Annotated in this window: 12 protein-coding genes and 4 pseudogenes; 9 read left to right on the top strand and 7 right to left on the bottom strand. The window is 64.8% G+C overall.

Annotated elements, in window-relative coordinates; genetic code table 11:
* Positions 1-6: 6 nt before the first annotated feature.
* Positions 7-1074, top strand: a complete 1068-nt coding sequence (locus ACVWW3_RS35675; RefSeq protein ID WP_456672312.1) for an HcpA family protein — start codon at positions 7-9, stop codon at positions 1072-1074.
* A gap of 97 nt (positions 1075-1171) precedes the next feature.
* Positions 1172-1957, top strand: coding sequence for an inositol monophosphatase family protein (locus tag ACVWW3_RS35670; protein WP_247341807.1), 786 nt, complete (start codon positions 1172-1174; stop codon positions 1955-1957).
* A gap of 446 nt (positions 1958-2403) precedes the next feature.
* Here ACVWW3_RS35670 and ACVWW3_RS35665 read toward each other — a convergent pair whose 3' ends face one another.
* The 4 genes and pseudogenes from ACVWW3_RS35665 to ACVWW3_RS35650 all read right to left on the bottom strand — a co-directional run bounded on the left by ACVWW3_RS35665 (position 2404) and on the right by ACVWW3_RS35650 (position 9255).
* On the bottom strand, positions 2404-3528 hold the full coding sequence (locus ACVWW3_RS35665; RefSeq protein WP_456651581.1) for an AAA family ATPase: 1125 nt from the start codon (positions 3526-3528) through the stop codon (positions 2404-2406).
* A gap of 129 nt (positions 3529-3657) precedes the next feature.
* Positions 3658-6819, bottom strand: a pseudogene (locus ACVWW3_RS35660) (multidrug efflux RND transporter permease subunit).
* A gap of 6 nt (positions 6820-6825) precedes the next feature.
* Positions 6826-8019, bottom strand: coding sequence for an efflux RND transporter periplasmic adaptor subunit (locus ACVWW3_RS35655; protein ID WP_247341815.1), 1194 nt, complete (start codon positions 8017-8019; stop codon positions 6826-6828).
* 228 nt (positions 8020-8247) lie between these two features.
* Positions 8248-9255 (bottom strand): annotated as a pseudogene (locus ACVWW3_RS35650) (SAM-dependent methyltransferase).
* A 209-nt stretch (positions 9256-9464) separates the two neighbouring features.
* Between ACVWW3_RS35650 and ACVWW3_RS35645 the strand changes: the two are divergent.
* The 4 genes from ACVWW3_RS35645 to ACVWW3_RS35630 all read left to right on the top strand — a co-directional run bounded on the left by ACVWW3_RS35645 (position 9465) and on the right by ACVWW3_RS35630 (position 12301).
* On the top strand, positions 9465-10484 hold the full coding sequence (locus ACVWW3_RS35645) for a flagellar motor protein MotA (protein WP_247341821.1): 1020 nt from the start codon (positions 9465-9467) through the stop codon (positions 10482-10484).
* Positions 10485-10488: 4 nt separating this feature from the next.
* Positions 10489-11517 (top strand): peptidoglycan -binding protein, encoded by a 1029-nt coding sequence (locus ACVWW3_RS35640; RefSeq protein WP_007599914.1) that lies wholly within the window; start codon positions 10489-10491, stop codon positions 11515-11517.
* On the top strand, positions 11517-11963 hold the full coding sequence (locus ACVWW3_RS35635; RefSeq protein ID WP_456651583.1) for a GNAT family N-acetyltransferase: 447 nt from the start codon (positions 11517-11519) through the stop codon (positions 11961-11963). Before ACVWW3_RS35640 ends, ACVWW3_RS35635 begins: the two co-directional genes overlap by 1 nt.
* 110 nt (positions 11964-12073) lie before the next feature.
* On the top strand, positions 12074-12301 hold the full coding sequence (locus ACVWW3_RS35630) for a hypothetical protein (RefSeq protein ID WP_247341827.1): 228 nt from the start codon (positions 12074-12076) through the stop codon (positions 12299-12301).
* A gap of 230 nt (positions 12302-12531) precedes the next feature.
* Here the strand turns inward: ACVWW3_RS35630 and ACVWW3_RS35625 are convergent, their stop codons facing one another.
* Entirely contained in the window at positions 12532-14358 is a 1827-nt protein-coding gene (locus ACVWW3_RS35625; protein WP_456651584.1) for an ABC transporter ATP-binding protein/permease, read from the bottom strand.
* Between the two features lie 237 nt (positions 14359-14595).
* On the opposite strand from ACVWW3_RS35625, the gene rpmE reads away from it, so the two are divergent.
* Positions 14596-14823: a 50S ribosomal protein L31 gene (gene rpmE / locus ACVWW3_RS35620; RefSeq protein ID WP_247341837.1), complete on the top strand. Its 228-nt coding sequence runs from the start codon at positions 14596-14598 to the stop codon at positions 14821-14823.
* Between the two features lie 92 nt (positions 14824-14915).
* On the opposite strand, the gene rcdA is transcribed toward rpmE, so the two are convergent.
* Both rcdA and ACVWW3_RS35610 read right to left on the bottom strand, forming a co-directional pair.
* A complete protein-coding gene (rcdA, locus tag ACVWW3_RS35615) occupies positions 14916-15425 on the bottom strand; it encodes a protease adaptor protein RcdA (protein WP_247341840.1) in 510 nt (169 codons plus the stop codon).
* 590 nt (positions 15426-16015) lie between these two features.
* Positions 16016-16207: a DUF1192 domain-containing protein gene (locus ACVWW3_RS35610; RefSeq protein ID WP_456651585.1), complete on the bottom strand. Its 192-nt coding sequence runs from the start codon at positions 16205-16207 to the stop codon at positions 16016-16018.
* Between the two features lie 112 nt (positions 16208-16319).
* On the opposite strand from ACVWW3_RS35610, the pseudogene ACVWW3_RS35605 reads away from it, so the two are divergent.
* Both ACVWW3_RS35605 and ACVWW3_RS35600 read left to right on the top strand, forming a co-directional pair.
* Positions 16320-17319 (top strand): annotated as a pseudogene (locus ACVWW3_RS35605) (NAD(P)H-quinone oxidoreductase).
* A 153-nt stretch (positions 17320-17472) separates the two neighbouring features.
* A pseudogene (locus ACVWW3_RS35600) lies at positions 17473-20350 on the top strand (EAL domain-containing protein).
* Positions 20351-20403 lie beyond the last annotated feature (53 nt).

The raw sequence follows: 20403 nt of genomic DNA, 5'->3' as shown, positions 1-20403 counted from the left end.
CCCGACATGAAGCTCCCGCGCATCACCATCCTGGCCACGTTGCTGCTCACGGTGCCTGCGGCCGCGCAGCTCCAGATCACGCCGCCTGCGGCGACGCCGAGCCCGCCCGCCGAGAAACAGAAACCCAGGCCGCCCCCGGTCGCCAAGAAAAAGGAGGCCGCGCCGGCTCCCAAACCTTCGGCGTCCCCCAAGCCGGCCCCGGCAGCAACCGTGATCCCGGCGCCTCCGACCGACAATTCCAACGTCGATCTGGTGTTCGGCGCCTATCAGCGCGGCCAGTACAAAACCGCCCTCGATCTCGCCACCGCCCGTGCCGCGACCGGCGATGCCAAGGCGATGACCATGCTGGGTGAACTCTATTCCAACGCCATGGGCATCCGGCGCGACTACGTCAAGGCGCTGCAATGGTACAAGCGCGCCGCCGATGCCGGCGACCGTGAGGCGATGTTCGCGCTCGCCATGCTCAGGATTTCCGGCCGCGGCGGCGCGGTCGATAAGGGCGAGGCGGTCAAGCTGATGGCCTCCGCCGCCAAGCTCGGCGAGCCCAAGGCGGCCTATAACCTCGCGCTGCTCTATCTCGACGGCCAGACCCTGCCGCAGGACGTCAAGCGCTCCGCCGAGCTGCTGCGCCAGGCCGCCGCCGATGCCGGCCTGCCCGAGGCGCAATACGCGCTCGCGACCTTCTACAAGGAAGGCACCGGCGTGCCCAAGGACCCCGAAAGGGCGGTGCGTCTGCTCCAGGCCGCCACGCTGACGGACAATGTCGATGCCGAGGTCGAATACGCCATCGCGCTGTTCAACGGCACCGGTACGCCGAAGAACCAGCCGGCGGCCGTGGCCCTGCTGCGCAAGGCCTCCCGCCAGGGCAGCGCGATCGCTCAGAACCGGCTGGCCTGGGTCCTGATCAACGGCATGGGTACATCCGTGGACAAGGTCGAAGGCTTTAAATGGCATCTTGTGGCCAAGACCGGCGGCAAGGGCGATCCGGAGCTGGACAAGCAATTGTCCGATTTGCCGGCCGAGGAGCGCGCCAAGGTCGAGGCCGCCGCCAGGAAATGGCTCGGGACCAAATGACTTGACGCAATGACTTGACGTTGGGCCCCTCGCAGGGCACCCAATCTCTCAAACAGGCGCGATTTCGCGCCATTTCCCCCGTTCAAGACCAGAGCTCATGCTGTATTCCGCAACTATCAACGTCATGGTCAAGGCCGCGCGCCGCGCCGGCCGCAGCCTCAAGCGCGATCTCGGCGAGATCGAGCATCTCCAGGTCTCGCTGAAGGGACCGGCGAATTACGTCTCGCTCGCCGACAAGCGCGCTGAGGAAATCGTCTACCAGGACCTCGCCAAGGCCCGCCCCGGCTACGGCTTCATCGGCGAGGAAGGGGGAACGCGCGAGGGCTCCGACAAGAGCCACACCTGGATCGTCGATCCGCTCGACGGCACCACCAACTTCCTGCACGGCATCCCGCAATTCGCGATCTCGATCGGGCTTTCGCGCGAGGGCACGATCATCGCAGGCGTGATCTACAACCCCGCCAATGACGAGCTCTATATCGCCGAGCGCGGCAAGGGTGCCTTCCTCAACGACCAGCGCCTGCGCGTTGCCGGCCGGCGCCAGCTCAACGAATGCGTGGTGGCCTGCGGCCTGCCCCATATCGGCCGCGGCGACCACGAGGAATTCCGCCGCGAGATGACCGCGATCCAGGACCGCGTCGCCGGTCTCCGCCGCTTCGGCGCCGCCTCCCTCGATCTCGCCTTCGTCGCCGCCGGTCGTCTCGACGGCTACTGGGAGCGCAATTTGCAATCCTGGGACATCGCGGCGGGTATGATCATGGTGCGCGAGGCCGGCGGAACGGTCACCGACATCGACACGCCCGGCGATGCCCTGGTGACGGGCAATGTCGTGTGCGGGAATGAGTTCGTGCACGGGGAATTGGTGAAGGTGTTGAGGAAGTAGGCGTAGGCCGAGGTCGCGCCTTACACACCTCTGTCATCGTCCGCGAAGGCGGACGATCCAGTATTCCAGAGAGTTCAGTTGGATATGGAACGGCCGCGGCGTACTGGATGCTCCGCCTGCGGCAAGCTATCGACTTGAGAAGTAAAGCCCGGCGACGATGAGAGCAGCAAAGATTGCCCATGGAACGGCTAAGTCTCGCAAGACACCGCCCCGGCAGGCCGCAGACAGCGTTCCGGGGAGCCAATAGAGCACGATAAACAGCTTGGTCCTTATACCGCCCCACTTGACATAGCTGGGCTGCTCATCGACCGGCCTTCGGAAATCGCGCCAAATGTAAAGAGCGCCCGTAAGTATATAAGCGATCGCTATGGCGGCCACCATTCTCATGGATCGCCTGCTCCTTCCCAAGCCGCTGGGTGGCAGCTCTGCGGCTTCATCTGAACCAACTAAGCGTCATCCTCGTCGGATTCGTCGCGGTACTCACCGCCGATGGTCAGGCCCTCGATAGCCGTGGCGCCTTTCGACTTGATCACCCGGCGAAGTGGGACCGAACTCTCGCTTCGCAACGCCTCCATCAGCTGTTCCGAATGGGTGACAATCCAGATGTCGGCGCGGCGTGATGCCTTGGCGATCAGCCGGGCCAGCGGTGCCAGCAGCGACGGATGCAGGCTTGTCTCGGGTTCGTTCAGCGCGATGAACGGCGGCAGCCGGTAACCCATGAACACCGCGAGCAGGCAGATGTATTTCAGCGTGCCATCGGATAGTTCATGAGCCCTGAACGGCCGCGGCATATCCGCCAATTGCAGATCAAATTGACAGAAGCCGTTTTCCTCCCACGCGCGGAGTTCGGCGCCCGGGAATGCATCCTGGATTGCGTCCTGCAGGTCGTTGGCGTCTTCCCGAATGACATAGAGGGTCGCGAGGGCGGCAGCCAAATCGGTTCCATCGGCGCTGAGTGAGGGCGTTGCGATCGCCAGACAAGGCTTTCGTATCGGTGACGCCGGATCAGTGCGAAAGTCATGATAGAATCGCCAGCCCAGCATCGCATTTCTGATCAGGTCGATTTCCGGGCATTGCTTGCCATTGGAAAAAGCCGCAAGCGCGGTCTCTGACGGCAGCACCGCATCCTTGTGAGCGTTCCAGGCGCCGCTCTCGCCGCGGACGCTGATGAGCGAATTAATCCGCTCCATCAGCTTGACCATTCGTTTGCCGTGCGTCGCCTCGATACCTTCGGCCTTGATCATCGGCTCGCCGGAAAACGCGGCCTGAGCCGGGCTTGGAAACCCCAGCTCGATGGAATACCTCATGCTGTCGAATGTGGCCGAGAGGCGCAGCCGCCCGTCTTCGCCTCGCTTGCGAATGCCGGACCAGCAGACCGAATTCAATCCGCCTTCATCGGCGATCGTGCGGGTGATTTGACCGGTCGCCGCGTCGCGCAACAGCGACAAGGACTTGTAGAGATTGGATTTGCCAACACCATTCTCGCCCACAAACACGGATAAGGGGTGGATGGGTATGGAGAGCCGCCGAATGGAGCGATAGTTCGAGATCGCAATTTCAATCGGACGCATCGCATGCTCTCAATCGGCAGGCTACCGTGCATTCGCGGTGCAGCGCGAATGACGGTTTTTTCAATCCAGGGATGCAGTCTGGATTGATGCTCCCAAGAAAGCAAGCCGAAGGCAAAACCGATCTGGCGTTCAGTGACCGGCCCTTGCCGGCGCGGGCGGCCCATACATCTCGGCCTCCTCCGCCACCTTCTCCCGATCCCCGCCCAGCACGCGCTGCACGGAGACGAAGAACACCGGCACCATCAGCAGGGCCAAGATCACCACCGCAATCATGCCGCCCATCACGATGGAGCCGAGCGATTGCTGGCTGGCGCCGCCGGCGCCGTGGGCGATGGCCATCGGCAGCACGCCGCAGATGAAAGCGAGGCCGGTCATCAGGATCGGGCGGAAGCGCAGGCGGCAGGCCTCGATGGTGGCGTCCACCAGCGGCTTGCCTTCCTTCCGCAGATCCTTGGCGAATTCGATGATGAGGATCGCGTCCTTTGCCGCTAGTCCGATGATGGTGATCAGGCCGACGGTGAAATAGACGTCGTTCGGCAGGCCGCGCAGCATCGCCGCGATCACGGCGCCGACGATACCGAGCGGCACAGTGAGCAGCACCGCGAGCGGAAATGGTCCAGCTCTCGTACAGCGCGGCCAGGCACAGGAACACCACGAACACCGACAGCGCCAGCAGGAACGGCGCCTGCGAGCCGGACAGCTTTTCCTGCAGCGATTGTCCGGTCCATTCATAGCCGAAGCCGCGCGGCAGCTTGCCGGAAAGCCGCTCCATCTCGGCGATGGCATCGCCCGAGGTGAAGCCGGGCTTGGCCTCGCCCGAGATGCGCACCGCCGGATAATAGTTGAAGCCGGCGATCTGGGTTGGTCCGCGTGCCCATTCCACGGTGGTAAAGGACGAGAACGGCACGAGCTGGCCGCGGCTGTTCTTGACGTTGTAGTTGAGGATGTCCTCGGTCCGCATGCGGTCGCGGGCATCGGCCTGCACCACGACGCGCTGCATGCGGCCGCGGTTCGGGAAGTCGTTGATGTAGTTCGAGCCGAGATTGGTCGAGATCGTGTTGTTGATGTCCTCGAAGGTGACGCCGAAGGCGCCGGCTTTTTCGCGGTCGACCACGAGATTGACCACGCCGGCCTCGGGCAGGCCCTCGACATAGACCTTCTGCAGCACAGAACTCGCGTTGGCCTCCGCGATCAACTGGTCGGCGGCACGCATCAGGGCCGGATAGCCCTTCTGGCCACGGTCCTGAAGGCGGAACGAGAAGCCCGAGGAATTGCCGAGATTGTCGATCGGCGGTGGCTGCAGCGCGGCGATCTTTGCGTCGCGGATTGACGACGACAGATCGCGGTTGATGTCCGTGACGATCGCCGCTGCCGAATCCTTCGGCCCGCGCTCCGACCAGTCCTTCAGGGTAATGAAGGCCTGCGCGGTGTTCATGCCCTGGCCGGAGAAGCTGAAGCCGGTGAGGAAGGTGACGTTGTCGACGCCCGGCCGCTCCGCCAGATATTTCTCGACCTTCTCGATCACCGCCTCGGTGCGGGCATAGGACGAATCCGACGGTGTCTGCACGTCGGTGGTGACGAAGCCCTGGTCGTCGACGGGCAGGAAGCCGCGCCCGGCAGGTTGACGAAGGCCCATGACAGGCCGGCGAGCAGCGCGACGTAAACCAGCATCAAGCGGCCGGTGCGCTTCAGCGAGAAGCCGACAGTGCGCGAATAGCCCTCCTTGCTGCCGTCGAGCATGCGGTTGAACCAGCCGAACACGCCCTTCTTGGCATGACCGTGGCCGGCCGCGACGGGCTTGAGCAAGGTCGCGCACAGCGCCGGCGTCAGCGACAGCGCCAGGAAGGCGGAGAAGCCGATCGCGGCGACCATGGTCACGGAGAACTGGCGGTAGATGATGCCGACCGAGCCCGGGAAAAACGCCATCGGCACGAACACCGCCATCAGCACCAGCGTGATGCCGATGATGGCGCCGGTGATCTGCGACATCGCTTTCCGCGTCGCCTCCTTCGGCGGCAACCCCTCCTCGGCCATGATGCGCTCGACGTTCTCGACCACGACGATGGCGTCGTCGACGAGGATTCCGACCGCGAGCACCATGCCGAACATCGAGAGCATGTTGATGGAGTAGCCGGCGAGCAGCAGCGTGGTACAGGCGCCCAGCAACGCCACCGGCACCACGATGGTCGGAATGATGGTGTAGCGGATGTTCTGCAGGAACACGAACATCACCACGAACACCAGCACGATGGCTTCGACCAGCGTTGTCAGCACCTTCTTGATCGAGGCCTCGACCACCGGCGTGATGTTGTAGGGAATCTCGTAGGAGATATTGGCCGGGAAGAAGCGCGACAGCTCCTTCATCTTCTCTTCGACGGCGCTCGCAGTCGCCAGCGCATTGCCGGTCGGCGACATCAGCACCGAGAGACCGGCGGTCGGCTTGCCGTCGAGACGCGTGTTGAACTGATAGCTGAGACCACCGACCTCGATGCGCGCGACGTCGCGCAGACGCACGGTCGAGCCATCGGCATTGGCGCGCAGGATGATGGAACCGAATTCGTCCGGTGACGAGAGCTGGCCCTTGACCAGCACCAGCGCGGAGGTGCGCTGGCTCGACGTCGACGGCTCGGCGCCGATGCTGCCCGATGCCACCTGCGCGTTCTGCGCGGTGATCGCCTTGTTGACGTCGTCCGCGGTCAGCCCATAGCCGACCAGCTTTGCCGGATCGACCCAGACGCGCAAAGAACGCTCGGTCGAGTAAAGCGTGGCGCGGCCGACGCCGGGGATGCGGCGGATCTCGCCGAGCACGTTGCGGATCATGAAGTCGCCCAGGCCCACCTCGTCGAGGCTGCCGTCGGTCGAGTTCAGCGTGATGATCTGGAGCACCGCGCTGGATGCTTCCTCGATCAGGATGCCTTGCTGCATCACCGCGCGCGGCAGCCGCGCCTCGACGCGCTTGATGCGGTTCTGCACCTCGACCGAGGCGGCGCTGGTGTCGGTGCCCGGCTGGAAATTGGCGATGATCTCGACCTGGCCGAGCGAGTCGCTGGTGGATTCGAAATTGAGGATGCCGGAAGCGCCGTTGAGCTCCTCCTCGATCAGCCGCGTGACGCTGTTGTAGAGGTTTTCGGGCGAGGCGCCGGGATAGCTGGTCGAGATCGAGATCGAGGGCGGGGCGATGATCGGATACTGCGCGATCGGCAACAGCGGAATCGAAATTGCGCCGACCAGACAGATGAACAGCGCGACCACCCAGGCGAAGATCGGCCTGTCGATGAAGAAACTCGCCATGGCCTATTACCGCGTGAGCTTCTGGGCGTGCCGATTGTCCGCGGTTGCATCCGCTTCCGACCAGGATTGCGGCTTGACCCTGTCGCCGGCGGCGAATTTCTGGAAACCTTCGACCACGACCTTGTCGCCGGCCTTCAGGCCGTCGGTAACGAACCAGATTCCGTCCTGTGCCGAGCCGGTACGCACCGGCTGCACCGCGATGTGGTTGTCGTCCTTGACGACGAACACCTCGCTGCCGCCGCCGCCGTTGCGCTGGATCGCCTGTTGCGGCACCGCGATCGCGTCGCTATCGAGGCCCTGGTCGATGCGGACCCGGACATACATGCCCGGCAACAGCTCGCGCTTGGGATTGCGGAACTCACCGCGCAAGGTCACCTGACCGGTGTTGGCATCGACCTTGGCGTCCGAGAACAGCAACTTGCCGTCGAGCGAGTAGAGGGTGTTGTCGTCGAGCACGAGATGCACCTTGGCCGCATCAGGCGCGATGCGCTCGAGGTCGCCGCTCTCGAAGGCGCGGCGGAGCTGGTTGAGCTCGTTCACCGACTGGGTGAAGTCGGCATAGATCGGATCGAGCTGCTGGATCGTGGCAAGGTTGGTCTCGTTCTGGACCGCGAGCGCGCCCTCGCTGACCAGGGCAGCACCGACGACGCCGTCGATCGGCGCGCGCACGGTGGCATAGTCGAGATTGAGCTTTGCGCGCGCGAGGTCGGCCTTGCGACCCTCGACCTCGGCATGGGCCTGGCGCTCGGCCGCGATCGCCTTCTCGTTCTCGGCTTCGGGCGCGGCGCGCTGGGCGGTGAGCGTGGCGATGCGGCGCGCCTGCTGCTGGGTCTGCATCAACGCAGCCTCGGCCTTGGCGAGCGCGGCGTCGTTGGCCATCACTTCGACCTCGAACGGACGCGGATCGATGCGGTACAGTGCATCGCCCGCCTTCACCTCGCTGCCCTGTCGGAACAGGCGCTCGACCACGATGCCGGAGACGCGCGGCCGCACGTCGGACACGCGCGTCGGCGCAATGCGGCCCGGCAGTTCGCGCACCACGGCGCGCGGCTGCGGCTTGACGATGACAATGCTGACGTCGGGGTCGTTGGGCTGGGCGGCTGATATGGCAGAGCTGGATTCGTCGCAGCCTGCCAACAGCGGCGTAAAGGCCGCGAGCATCATTGCAACGCATGCCGATCGCGCGCGAAGTCCTGACATGAAGTGGGGTGCCCCGATATTGTTGAAACCGATCACGCTCCGCGGGGCCTGTTCTGGGTGATTCCGCGCGGCCGATGTCGTCAACATAGAGGGGACTTGCTGCGACGCAACGCACGTTGCGGCGGCTCAATGTCACACGGCCTATCATGCTGAGGTCAGGGCGTTTTTCACGCCTCACCCGATTGTGAATCGGGTTCCATCGCGGCGTGCTGCGACAGAAGATCGCAATTACCCGGCGGCCTTCATCCGGTAGTGGCTGACACCCCACTCGGTTCCATCGGCGTGGCCGAACAGGCCCGACGTCGCGAGGAAGAGCCAGCGCCAGCGTCGCAGCCACAGGCCGGTCTCCTCGCCATGGATGTTGCGCAAGGCCGTCTCGATGGAACCGCGATGCGCGTCGAAATTGGCGAGCCAGTCGCTGGCGGTGCGCTGATAATGCGTGCCGCTCCAGCACCATTCCTTCTCGATCGTGAAGATGTCGCCGAATTGCCTGACGAGGTGATGGCTCGGCATCAGCCCGCCCGTGAAGACATGCTGCGCGATCCAGTCTTGGCGATTGGCCCGGTCGAACCGGTGAGAGCCGGAGCGATGGGCGACGACGTGCATGAAGAACCGCCCCTCCGGCGCGAGCCACGCGCGCAGGCGCGTCATCAGCTTGCGCCAGTTCATCACGTGCTCGAACGTCTCGACCGAGACGATGCGGTCGAATTGCCCGTCGGGCGCGAACACGCTCATGTCCGCAGTGACCACGCGCAGGTTGAGAAGACCGCGCAGCCGCGCCTCTTCCTCGACATAGGCGCGCTGCGCCTGCGAGCTCGACACCGCCGTCACCTTCGCGTGCGGAAACTGACGCGCCATCCACAACGACAGCGAACCCCCGCCGCAGCCGAGTTCGAGGATGGTCTAAGCGGCATGCTCGACGGTCTGGCGCAGCGCCTCCTCCTCGGCCTCCCGCAAGGTGGTCGCGCCGGTCTTGTAGAAGCAGGACGAGTATTTGCGGTTGGGACCGAGCACCTTCGCAAAGAACGAAGCGGGCATCTCGTCATGCCCGGCATCCGCGTCCTCGGCGATCGGCCGCAGCATCATCCTTCCTGCGAAAGCGGCATCGTCGGCCGCGCCCAGCGCGGACAGGCGCGTCGCCGTGCGCGAACACAGGCGCTGGATCGCCGCGCGGATCACGACATCGGGCAGCGGCACCCGTTCGGCAGTCCCGATGATCGCGCAAACGACGCTCATGCGATCACTCCGTCTCTGGGCGGCAGGGGCCAAAATCCGAGCTAAGCCTGTGGAATACCGAAGTTCTGCAAGATACGCGGGTATCAAAGCCCCGTTTCGGCATTGGGTTCCACAACCCTCCCCGAAATCGCCGCATCCGGCGCTTTTTTTGGGCTGGCGCTGTGCCATAGTGCGCCCGCAAGCAAGTTTCGTAACGGATGATACCGACCATGCCGTCAGGCGCCTCGCCTCGCTCTCCCATCGACATCGAATACACCAAGCTCTCCTCGCCCAGCGTTTTCCTGGTGCGGATGCTGGTCTTCCTGGTGCTCTGCACCCTGGTCGGCGTGGTGCTCTACAAGCAGATCATCCAGGCCTTCTTCGCCAATCCCGGGCTCAATGCGCTGATCGGCGGCGTGATGTTCATCGGCATCATCCTGGCCTTCCGCCAGGTGATCCGGCTCTATCCTGAAGTCTCCTGGGTCAATAATTTCCGCATCGCCGATCCCGGCCTGGCGCCCGCCCGCCACCCCAAGCTGCTGGCGCCGATGGCGATGATCCTCGGCGGCGAGCGCTCCGGGCGGATGTCGATCACCCAGACCACCATGCGGCACCTGCTCGATTCGATCGCGACCCGCCTCGACGAGGCCCGCGACATCTCCCGCTACATGACCGGCCTTCTCGTGTTCCTCGGCCTGCTCGGCACCTTCTGGGGCCTGATCGAGACGGTCGGCTCGGTCGGCAAGGTGATCGACGGGCTCAAGGTCGGTGGCGATTCCGGCGCCCTGTTCGACACGCTGAAGGAGGGTCTCGCCGCGCCGCTCGGCGGCATGGGCATCTCGTTCTCGAGCTCGCTGTTCGGCCTCGCCGGCTCGCTGATCCTCGGCTTTCTCGACCTGCAATCGAGCCAGGCGCAGAACCGCTTCTACACCGACCTCGAAGACTGGCTCGCCACCACCGTGCGCGAGTACGGAAGCGGTGAGGTGGCGGCGGCCTCCGGTGGCGGCGGTGTTGCCAGCGGCGAACTTCAGGCCGCGGTCGAGCGGCTGCGCATCGTGCTCGAGGAGGGCACGGCCAGCCGCAGCACCACCGCGTCAATGGCAGGCCTTGCCGAAGCCATCCAGGCGCTGGTCTCGCATATGCGGACCGAGCAGCAGATGATCCGCGAATGGGCCGACGGCCAGGGCGAGCAGAACCGCGAGATCCGGCGCCTGCTGGAGCGCATCGCGCGTCAACCCGAGAAGGGCTAGCAACATGGCTCTGGCGCGCGGCCGTCGCGGCGACACCTCTTTCAACTATTGGCCCGGCTTCGTCGACGCGCTGTCGACGCTGGTGCTGTCGATTGTGTTCCTGCTGTCGGTATTCCTGGTCGTGCAATTCTTCCTGTCGCAGGAGGTCACCGGCAAGGACAAGGCGCTGGAGCTGCTCAACGCCAAGATCGCGCAGCTCAACGAGCTGCTGTCGCTGGAAAAGCTCGGCAAGCTCACGCTCGACGACCAGGTCTCGTCACTGAAAGCCGGCCTTGCTTCGGCCGAGTCCGAGCGCGACCGCATCAAGGGCCTCTATGAGGGCTTAGCCGCCGCCGGCAACGACGCGCAAGGCAAGTCCTCCGAACTCGGCAAGGCGCTGGACTCGGAGAAGGCGGTTTCGGCGCGGGCGCTGGCGCAGATCGAGGTGCTGAACCAGCAGATCAGCGCGCTGCGGCGGCAATTGGCGGCGCTGGAAGAAGCGCTCGACGTCTCCGAGAAGCGCGACAAGGAATCGCAAAATCGAATTGCCGATCTGGGGTCTCGCCTGAATGTTGCCCTGGCGCAGCGCGTGCAGGAATTGTCGCGCTACCGCTCGGAATTCTTCGGCCGCCTGCGCGCCATCCTCGGCAACCGCCCCGACATCCGCATCGTCGGCGACCGCTTCGTGTTCCAGTCCGAAGTGTTCTTCGACACCGGACAGGCGGTGCTGTTGCCTGAAGGCCGCGCCGAGCTCGACACCCTGGCGACCGCGCTGATCGACCTCGACAAGAAGATCCCGAACGAGATCCCCTGGGTGCTGCGCGTCGACGGCCATACCGACGTGCGTCCGGTCAACGGGCCGAACTTCAAGTCGAACTGGGACCTCTCGGCCGCCCGCTCCATCTCGGTGGTGCAGTATCTGATCTCGCTCGGCGTGCCCGCTCAGCGCCTGGTCGCCGCCGGCTTCGGCGAATTCCAGCCGCTCGACACCGCCAACACGGAAGAAGCCTATAAGCGCAACCGCCGCATCGAGCTGAAGCTGACGGAGCGGTAGTGAGCGCCGTCCACCTCCGCCCTTACCGTCCCGAGGACGAGGCAGCCTCGATCGAGCTCTGGCATCGCACCTGGCAGCAGGCCTATCCGCAGATCGACTTCGCCGCCCGCCTGGAATGGTGGCGCGAGCGCTGGCGCAAGGATCTGGTGCCGAGAGCCTCGATCGTGGTGGCGGAGCAGGATGGCGCGCTGACCGGCTTCGTCACCATCGACGGCGACGGCTATCTCGACCAGCTCGTGGTCGATCCCGGTCACTGGGGCTCGGACGCCGCAAGACTGCTGGTGGATGAGGCCAAGCGCCTGTCGCCGGCGGGCGTGACGCTGCTCGTCAACAAGGACAACACCCGCGCCATCCGCTTCTACGAACGCAACGGCTTTGCCCATGCCGGCGACGAGCTGAACCCGACCTCGGGCCGGCCGGTGCTGAAGATGTCATGGCGGGTTTGATTCTGGCGGCCTTGATTTTGGCGGGCGTGACCCCCGTCACGTCGGGATCCCGGGACGTCACCTATTCGTTGTGCCCGGAAGTTGGGCCGGCAAGCGGATGGAGATGACCGATGAAACTGAGCGATCTGGCCAAGGGGTGTTCGGTCCTGCTCGGCGTCATCGTCGCCGGATATGTCTCGACGAATTATGTCGATCAGCGCTTCGCCACGCCGGTCAAGACGACAAGTCTTCCTGCTCCGACGAACGGCCCCGCGCCATCGGCCTGCGTCGAAGAGGACGGCAGCTGGAAGAACTGGTTCTGGCCGAACGTGCCGGCGCTCTCGCCGAAGTGCAAATGATAGAGCGCTCCAAAACCAAAAACGCGAAAACAACCCCATGCACAGTAGCCGGTGAATGTGAAATCAATGGCTTACGTGGGAGCCTGAAGCTCCTCCCACAAACTCCGCTGTCGTGCCCCGGCTTGACCGGGGCATCCAGTACGCCGCGGCTTCTCGGGCGATCACGACTGCCTCTGGAATACTGGATCATCCGCCTTCGCGGATGATGACTCTGCGAATGAGGCGACGCCTCACGCCCCCTCGAACTGCAATCTCGCCAGCCTCGCATAGAGTCCGTTCGCAGCGACGAGCTCGGCATGCGTGCCCTGCTCGACGATCGTGCCCTGGTCCATCACCAGGATGCGGTCGCAGGACAGCACGGTGGCGAGGCGATGCGCGATGACGAGCGTGGTGCGGTGGCGCATCAGCTCTTCCAGCGCGGTCTGCACCAGCGTTTCGCTTTCGGCGTCGAGCGCGGAGGTGGCCTCATCCAGCAGCAGGAGCGGCGCATCGCGCAGGATCGCGCGGGCGATCGCGATGCGCTGACGCTGGCCGCCTGATAGCGTCACGCCGCGCTCGCCGAGCGGCGTCTCGAAACCTTCGGGCAGGCGGCGGATGAACTCGGCGGCGTGCGCGAGCTCGGCGGCGCGCTCGACCTCGGCGTCGGTCGCATCGGGCCGGCCGAAGCGGATGTTGTCGCGGGCGCTGGTCGCGAACACGTTCGATTCCTGCGGCACCAGCGCGATACGGGAGCGGAAATCGCGCGGATCGGCGGATTTGACCGGCACGCCGTCGAGCGAGATCGCGCCGCTCCGCGGATCGTAGAAGCGCAGCAGCAGATGAAAGATCGTGCTCTTGCCGGCACCGGACGGACCGACGATCGCGACCTTCTCGCCGGGGCGCACGGTGAACGACACGGCATCGAGCACATTGACGTCGCACCGCGCCGGATAGGCGAAGCTGACCTGGTCGAAACCGACTTCGCCGCGTGCCGGCACCGGCAGCGCGCGCGGCGCCGCGGGCGCCTTGATGTCAGGCTGCACATGCAGGATCTCGAACAGCCGCTCGGCAGCGCCGGACGCTGCCGAAACTTCGCCCCAGACCTCGCTGAGCTGGCCGAGGCCCGCCGCTGCGAACGCCGCATAGAGCACGAACTGGCCGAGCCGGCCCGGCGAGATGGCGCCGGTCAGCACGTCGTGCGAGCCGATCCAGAGGATCGCGACCACGCTTGCGAACACGATGAAGATGATGATGGCGGTCAGCACGGCGCGGGCCTGGGTCGAGGTGCGCGCGGCTTCATAGGCCTGCTCGACCTCGCCGCCGAAGCGCTTCGCAGCCAACCCTTCGCTGGTATAGGCCTGCACGGTACGGATCGCACCGATCAGCTCGCCCGCATAGGCAGATGCCTCGGCCAGCGTGTCCTGCGCATTGCGCGACAGACGCCGTACCCAGCGCCCGAAGGCGACCAGCGGCAGCACGATCAGGGGAATGGCAAGCAGCACGAAGCCGGACAAGCGCGGGCTGGTGAACACCATCATCGCGGCGGCGCCGAAGAACATCATCAGATTGCGCAGCGCGATCGAGACGGAAGCACCGACGGCGGATTTGATCTGGGTGGTATCCGCCGTGAGACGCGACACCAGCTCGCCACTGCGCGCGGAATCGAAGAAGGCCGGCGAGAGCGACAAGAGATGGGCGAAGACGTCGCGCCTGAGATCGGTGACGATGCGCTCGCCGATCGTCATCACGAGGTAGTAGCGCGCGGCGCTTGCGAGCGCGAGCACGGCGACCACCGCGATCATCACCGAGAAGTAGCTGTTGATCAGCGCGATGCCCTCGGGCGTCAGGCCGAAATCGATCATCCGGCGCACGGCCACCGGCACCAGCAGCGTGGTCAACGCCGCAACCGTCAGCGCGACGAAAGCGAGCGCCGCCCGGCCGCGGTAGCGGGCCACATAGGGCGCGAGCGCCAGCAGCGGCCGCAGCTTCGCGCGGCTCTTCGCCGGCGCCTCCATCAATTCGGCTTCGATCGACGGGGCTTCTGCGGGCCCGGTTTCAAGCCGTTCTACTGCGCTCATGAGATCTGACCAAAAAGAGAGGAGTACGCTCCAAATAGGCCTGGCGAGCGGGAGTGGCAAATCCGGGATGTCCCTTGGGAGGACCGCCCGGTCCTTCAGGCACCGCGAAGGCGCTCCCAAAACGGTCCCAAGGCCGTCCGGCGGCTTGTTTTACAGGGGCTCGTGGGGTATAGACCCGGCCAAATCCGTCATTCGATAGCCACTCAAGCGAGGCGCCGGGGCGCCCTAGGAATTGCCATGAAAGCCGAAATTCATCCGGATTATCATACGATTAAGGTCGTGATGACCGACGGAACCGAGTATCAGACCCGCTCGACCTGGGGCAAGGAAGGCGACACGCTGAACCTCGACATCGACCCCAAGTCGCATCCGGCCTGGACCGGCGGCAACGCCCAGCTGATGGATCGCGGCGGCCGCGTCTCGCGCTTCCAGAAGAAGTTTTCGGGCTTCCTCAAGAAGGATTGATCCGGCCCTCGAGGCTGGAGATGAAAAACGCCCCCGGAGAGCCGGGGGCGTTTTTGTTTGTGGGGGTCTGTCGCGTAGCTGCCAGCCGGATCTTACCGCTCGAACGCCGCTTTCAGCGCGTTGAGATGCGGCACCAGCGGGTTGCCGATCGAGGGATGATCGACCGGCGGGGTGTGGATGGTGGTGTCCAGGCGGCGCACGCGGGTCTGGAGGCTCATCGAGCGATGGATCAGGTCCTGGAGCTGCGAGGGCAGCTTCTCGACGGTATCGGTGGGGCCGGGATCGGCGGCCGAGAGCTTGACCTTCGTCTTCTCGCGGCTGGCCTGGCCGAGCGTCATCTCGCCTTCCTTGACCGCGCGGTGCAGCAGCAGCCACGAGGCGAGCTGCATCAGGCGGGTGGTGAGGCGCATGCTCTCGGTCGCGTAGGTGAGGCTGACGGCGCGATCGAGCGCCTTGGCCTCGGTGCGGCCGGCGCCGTCGAGATAGGCGGCGGTCTCCTCGACCAGATCCATACCCTCGCGGAACAGGACGCCGAACGCCGCAGAATTGGTGAACCGCTCGCTGAGTTGAACGAGAGCGCCGTCGGCTTGCAAACGTTCCATGGTTAACGCCCCTTACGCAACTGTCTGACTGCCCGGCTTGGCGCCGGCTTATGATGAATAAATCATTGCGCGGGCGGGACGCCGAGTCCAGCGGCAAGCGCGGATATGGTTTCCGCGGGTCTTTCCTCGGAATTCAACCGAAACCAGTCTCTTTTTTGACGCGTTTTCTTCACGCGAACCGGTACCCACTTCGTTCGAAAACGCTTTCAAAGCAAAAAAAGAGCCGCCGGAAAACCGGCGGCTTGAAAGTTGATAACAGGGAGGCGTCAAACAGAGTGGACAGGAGCCACTCGGTGTCCAAACAAGGACAGTTCCAGTCATAAACTCGAAAGCTTAATGTGGAGTAAACGAGCGATTATTTTGAGAGTTCATTAGCCATGTCGGTCAGTGGCCGAGGGCGCTGCGGAACAATCCAGGCTCAGCGGCAGGGACAAAGACTATTCCCTCATGGTGAGGGAGCGCGCATCGCGCGCGTCTCGAACCATGAAGGCCCCGCTCTCGCCCGCGGCCATCCTTCGAGACGACCGCTGCGCGGTCTCCTCAGGATGAGGACTATCGTGTGGGGCCACCCCGCTCCAGCGTCGGGAGCTCTACTTCTTGAAAAAACTATCCGCCGCATTTCGCGAGGCGCGTTTCTTGATGGCGGCTTCTTCCAGTCTGGCGATCTCGGTCTTGAGCAACGTCACACGCTCGGTCAATTCCTCCACGGACAACAGTGAGAGATCCTGTCCAATGTCATGGCTGATCTTCCTGCGCGGCTTGTCGTCGTCTTCCGTCGGCATTGTCGTTCCTCCTGCGTTCGCATCACAAGCGGCTGAGGCGGTTGCCAGCGTGGACCGCGCTGGCTAAGCAATGGCCTCGTTTCCATCCCGCACCTTTGCTCAAGGACACATCATGGACAAGCTGCCCGCGCAAATGACGGTGGTCGCCATCTCCAAACCCGGCGGACCGGAAGTGCTGGTGCCGGAACAGCGGGCGCTGCCGCAGCCTGGCCCCGACGAGATCCTGGTCAAGGTGCAGGCCGCGGGCGTCAACCGGCCCGACGTCGCGCAGCGCTCCGGCGCCTATCCGCCGCCGCCCGGCGCGAGCGACCTGCCCGGCCTCGAGATCGCGGGCGAAGTGGTCGCCGTCGGCAGCAATGCCAAGCGGCACAAGATCGGCGACAAGGTGATGTCGCTGGTCGCCGGTGGCGGTTATGCGCAGTACTGCATCGCCCCAGGACGCCCAGGCGATGAGCGTACCGCCGTCGCTGTCGATGAAGGAAGCCGGCGCGCTGCCGGAAACCCTGATGACGGTCTGGCACAATGTGTTCGAGCGCGGCGGCCTCAAGACCGGGGAGACGCTGCTGATCCATGGCGGCTCGTCCGGCATCGGCACCATGGCGATCCAACTCGCGAAAGCGTTCGGCGCGAAGGTGATCGTCACCGTGGGATCGCAGGACAAGATCGACGCCTGCCTCAAGCTCGGCGCGGATCGGGCCATCAACTACAAGGACGAAGACTTCGTCGCCGTGGTCAAGGCGGAGACGAACAATACCGGCGCCAATCTGATCCTCGATATGGTCGCCGGCGACTATGTCGACCGCAATTATGATGCCGCCGCGGTCGACGGACGCATCGTGCAGATCGCGACCCTCAACGGGCCCAAGGTCACCGTCAACATCGCCAAAGTGATGGTCAAGCGCCTCACCCATACCGGCTCGACGCTGCGCCCCCGTAGTAATGCGGACAAGGCGGCGATGGTGGCCGCGATCGAGGCGAAAGTGATGCCGCTTTTGCGCGAAGGCCGGGTCAAGCCGCTGATGGACAGCACTTTCCCGCTGGAAAAGGCATCCGATGCACACCGGCGGATGGAAACCTCGGCACATATTGGCAAAATTGTGTTGGAGGTCTAGGCCAGCGACCCACAGGCGGGCCGGAAACCCTTTGATTTTCCTCGCTTTCGTGGCATCTATCGCGACGCACCGAACTATCTTGTTCCGTTCGGAAAACGCCGTGCACCGAAGAGCCTGCACTGAAGAGTTTGCGTCGAACGCGGAGAACTGACCTTGCGTCTGATCAGGCGCCTCGCGCCCATAGCGCTGGGCCTCATGATTCTCGTCTGCGCGTTCCCGGCGCGCGCGCTGGACGCTGTCAGCGTCCGCGGTGACGCGCCCGCGATCGACCTTACCGGCGTGCTTGAGCATCAGCGCAGCGACGCCGACCGCATTCAGGTCTCTACCGCGCCCGGAACCGACGGCATCGTCCGCCGCATCGAGGTGCGCGCCCGCGAAGGCGGCCAGAACTGGGTGGTGTTCGCGCTCGCCAACAACACCGACGACCAGCTCGACCGCCTGATCGTCGCCCCGCATTACCGCATCGTCTCCTCGGGGCTGTTGTGGCCCGACCTCGGGCTGTCGCGCATCGCAACCATCACGCCCTCGACCGGCGACCGGCCGGAGCGGCAGGAGAGCCCGACCGCCGACGTCTTCCGCGTCACCCTCGACCCCGGCGCCGTCGTCACCTTCGTCGCGGAGCTGCGCACCGACAAGCTGCCGCAGCTCTATCTGTGGGAGCCGGAGGCCTACAAGGACAAGGTCAACTCGTTCACGCTCTACCAGGGCATCGTGATCGGCATCTCCGGCTTGCTCGCGCTGGTGCTGACCATCCTGTTCGTGGTCAAGGGCAGCATCATGTTCCCGGCCGCCGCGGCGCTGGCCTGGGCGGTGCTGGTCTATATCGGCGTCGATTTCGGCTTCTGGGGCAAGGTGCTCGACATGTCGAACAACGCCGAACGCATCTGGCGCGCGGCGGGTGAGGCGATTTTGGCGGCAACGCTGCTGGTGTTCCTGTTCGCCTATCTCAACCTCAGTCGATGGCACGTGCGCTATTCGCACATTACGGTGGGCTGGCTCGCGTTCCTGGGCTCGCTGGTTGCGCTCGCTCTGTTCGACCCTGCGGTCGCCTCCGGCATCGCGCGCATCTCGCTGGTGCTGATCGCCTTCGCCGGCTTCACGCTGATCGTCTATCTCTCCACCCACGGCTTCGACCGCGCGGTGCTGTTGATCCCGACCTGGTTCCTGCTGGTGATCTGGGTGATCGCGGCCGGCATGGCGGTCGCGGGCTCCGTCACCAACGACATCGTCGGCCCGGCGCTGCTCGGCGGTCTCGTGCTGATCGTGATGCTGATCGGCTTCACGGTGATGCAGCACGCGTTCGCGGGCGGCGGCGCCACCACCCGGCGTGGTCTCCGACATTGAGCGGCGCGCGCTGGCACTGGCCGGCTCCGGCGATCTGATCTGGGACTGGGACGTTTCCGCCGACAAGGTGTTCACCAGCCCGGAGACCGAAGCCCTGCTCGGTCTCAAACGCGGCACGCTGGAAGGCCCGGCCGCGTCCTGGCTGGAAGTGCTGCACCCGCTCGACCAGGACCGCTTCCGCGCCGCGCTCGACAGCGTGCTGGATCAGCGCCGCGGCCGCCTGGTGCAGGATTTCCGTCTGCGTACGCCGGACGGTCACTTCATGTGGTTTGCGCTGAAGGCGCGCCCGGTGGTCGGCTCCGACGGCGAGGTCTCGCGCGTCGTCGGCACCCTCACCGACGTCACCGAACTGCGCAACGCCGAGGAGCGCCTGCTGCACGATTCCGTGCATGACAACCTCACCGGCCTGCCCAACCGCAAACTGTTCATGGACCGGCTCGGCGCGGTCGCGCATTTCGCCAAGACCATGCCGACGCTGCGGCCGACGCTGATGGTGATCGATCTCGACCGCTTCAAGCAAGTCAACGATTCCGTCGGCATCGCGGTCGGCGACTCGATCCTGCTGACGCTCGCCCGCCGCCTCACCCGCATCCTGAAACCGCAGGACACGCTGGCGCGGCTTGCCGGCGATCAGTTCGGCCTGATCCTGCTATCGGAGCAAGACCCCGCGCGCATCACCGCCTTCGCCGAGACCATCCGCAAGACCATCCGCGCGCCGATCGCCTTCAACGAACGCGAGATTTTTCTCACCGCCTCGATCGGTCTCGCCTTGTCCGATCCGCAAGTGCAGCTCACGGACGAGATCATCAAGGACGCCGAGCTTGCGATGTATCATTCCAAGCGCATCGGCGGCGACCGCATCGACGTCTACAAGCCTGCGATGCGCGCGCGAAAAACCGACCGGCTGACGCTGGAGAGCGAGCTGCGACGCGCCATCGAGCGGCAGGAGCTCACGATCCTGTACCAGCCGATCGTGCGGCTGGAGGATCGTTCGATCGCCGGTTTCGAGGCGCTGGTGCGCTGGGATCATCCGAAGCTCGGGCGCATGGCGCCGTCGGAATTCATCGCCATCGCGGAAGAGACCGGTCTCATCATCGACCTCGGCATGTTCGTGCTCGACCAGACCGCCAAGCAGCTCTCGATCTGGCAGCGTGCGATGCGCTCGCGCGAGCCGATCTTCGCCAGCGTCAACGTCTCCTCGCGGCAATTGCTGCGCCACGACCTCATCCACGACATCCGCACCGTGCTGTCGCGCTCCTCTGTCGCGCGCGGCACGCTCAAGCTGGAATTGACGGAATCGATGGTGATGGAAAATCCGGAGCACGCGGCGCAGATGCTGACGCGCATCCGCGAGCTCGGCACCGGGCTCTCGCTCGACGATTTCGGCACCGGCCATTCGTCGCTGGCCTATCTCCAGCGCTTCCCGTTCGATACCATCAAGATCGACCAGTCGTTCGTGCGCACCACCAATCGCGGCACGCGGCCGGTGATCCTGAAGTCGATCATCGCGCTCGCGCACGACCTCGGAATGGATGTGGTCGCCGAAGGCGCCGAGACCGATTCCGACGCGGTCGAGCTCTACCAGATGGGCTGCGAATACGCGCAGGGTTTCGCCTTCGGCGAGCCCATGGACGCCGACGCCGCGATGCGGTTGCTCACGGAAGTGCGGCTGGAAGCGGCCAGCTAGCTCTTCTTTCCCTCTCCCCTTGCTTGTGGGAGAGGGTCCGCTCGTAGAGCGAG

The sequence above is a fragment of the Bradyrhizobium sp. LM2.9 genome, from assembly GCF_054056555.1.
Note: the sequence above shows the minus strand (reverse complement) of the source record. Positions and strands in the feature narration are given on the sequence as shown.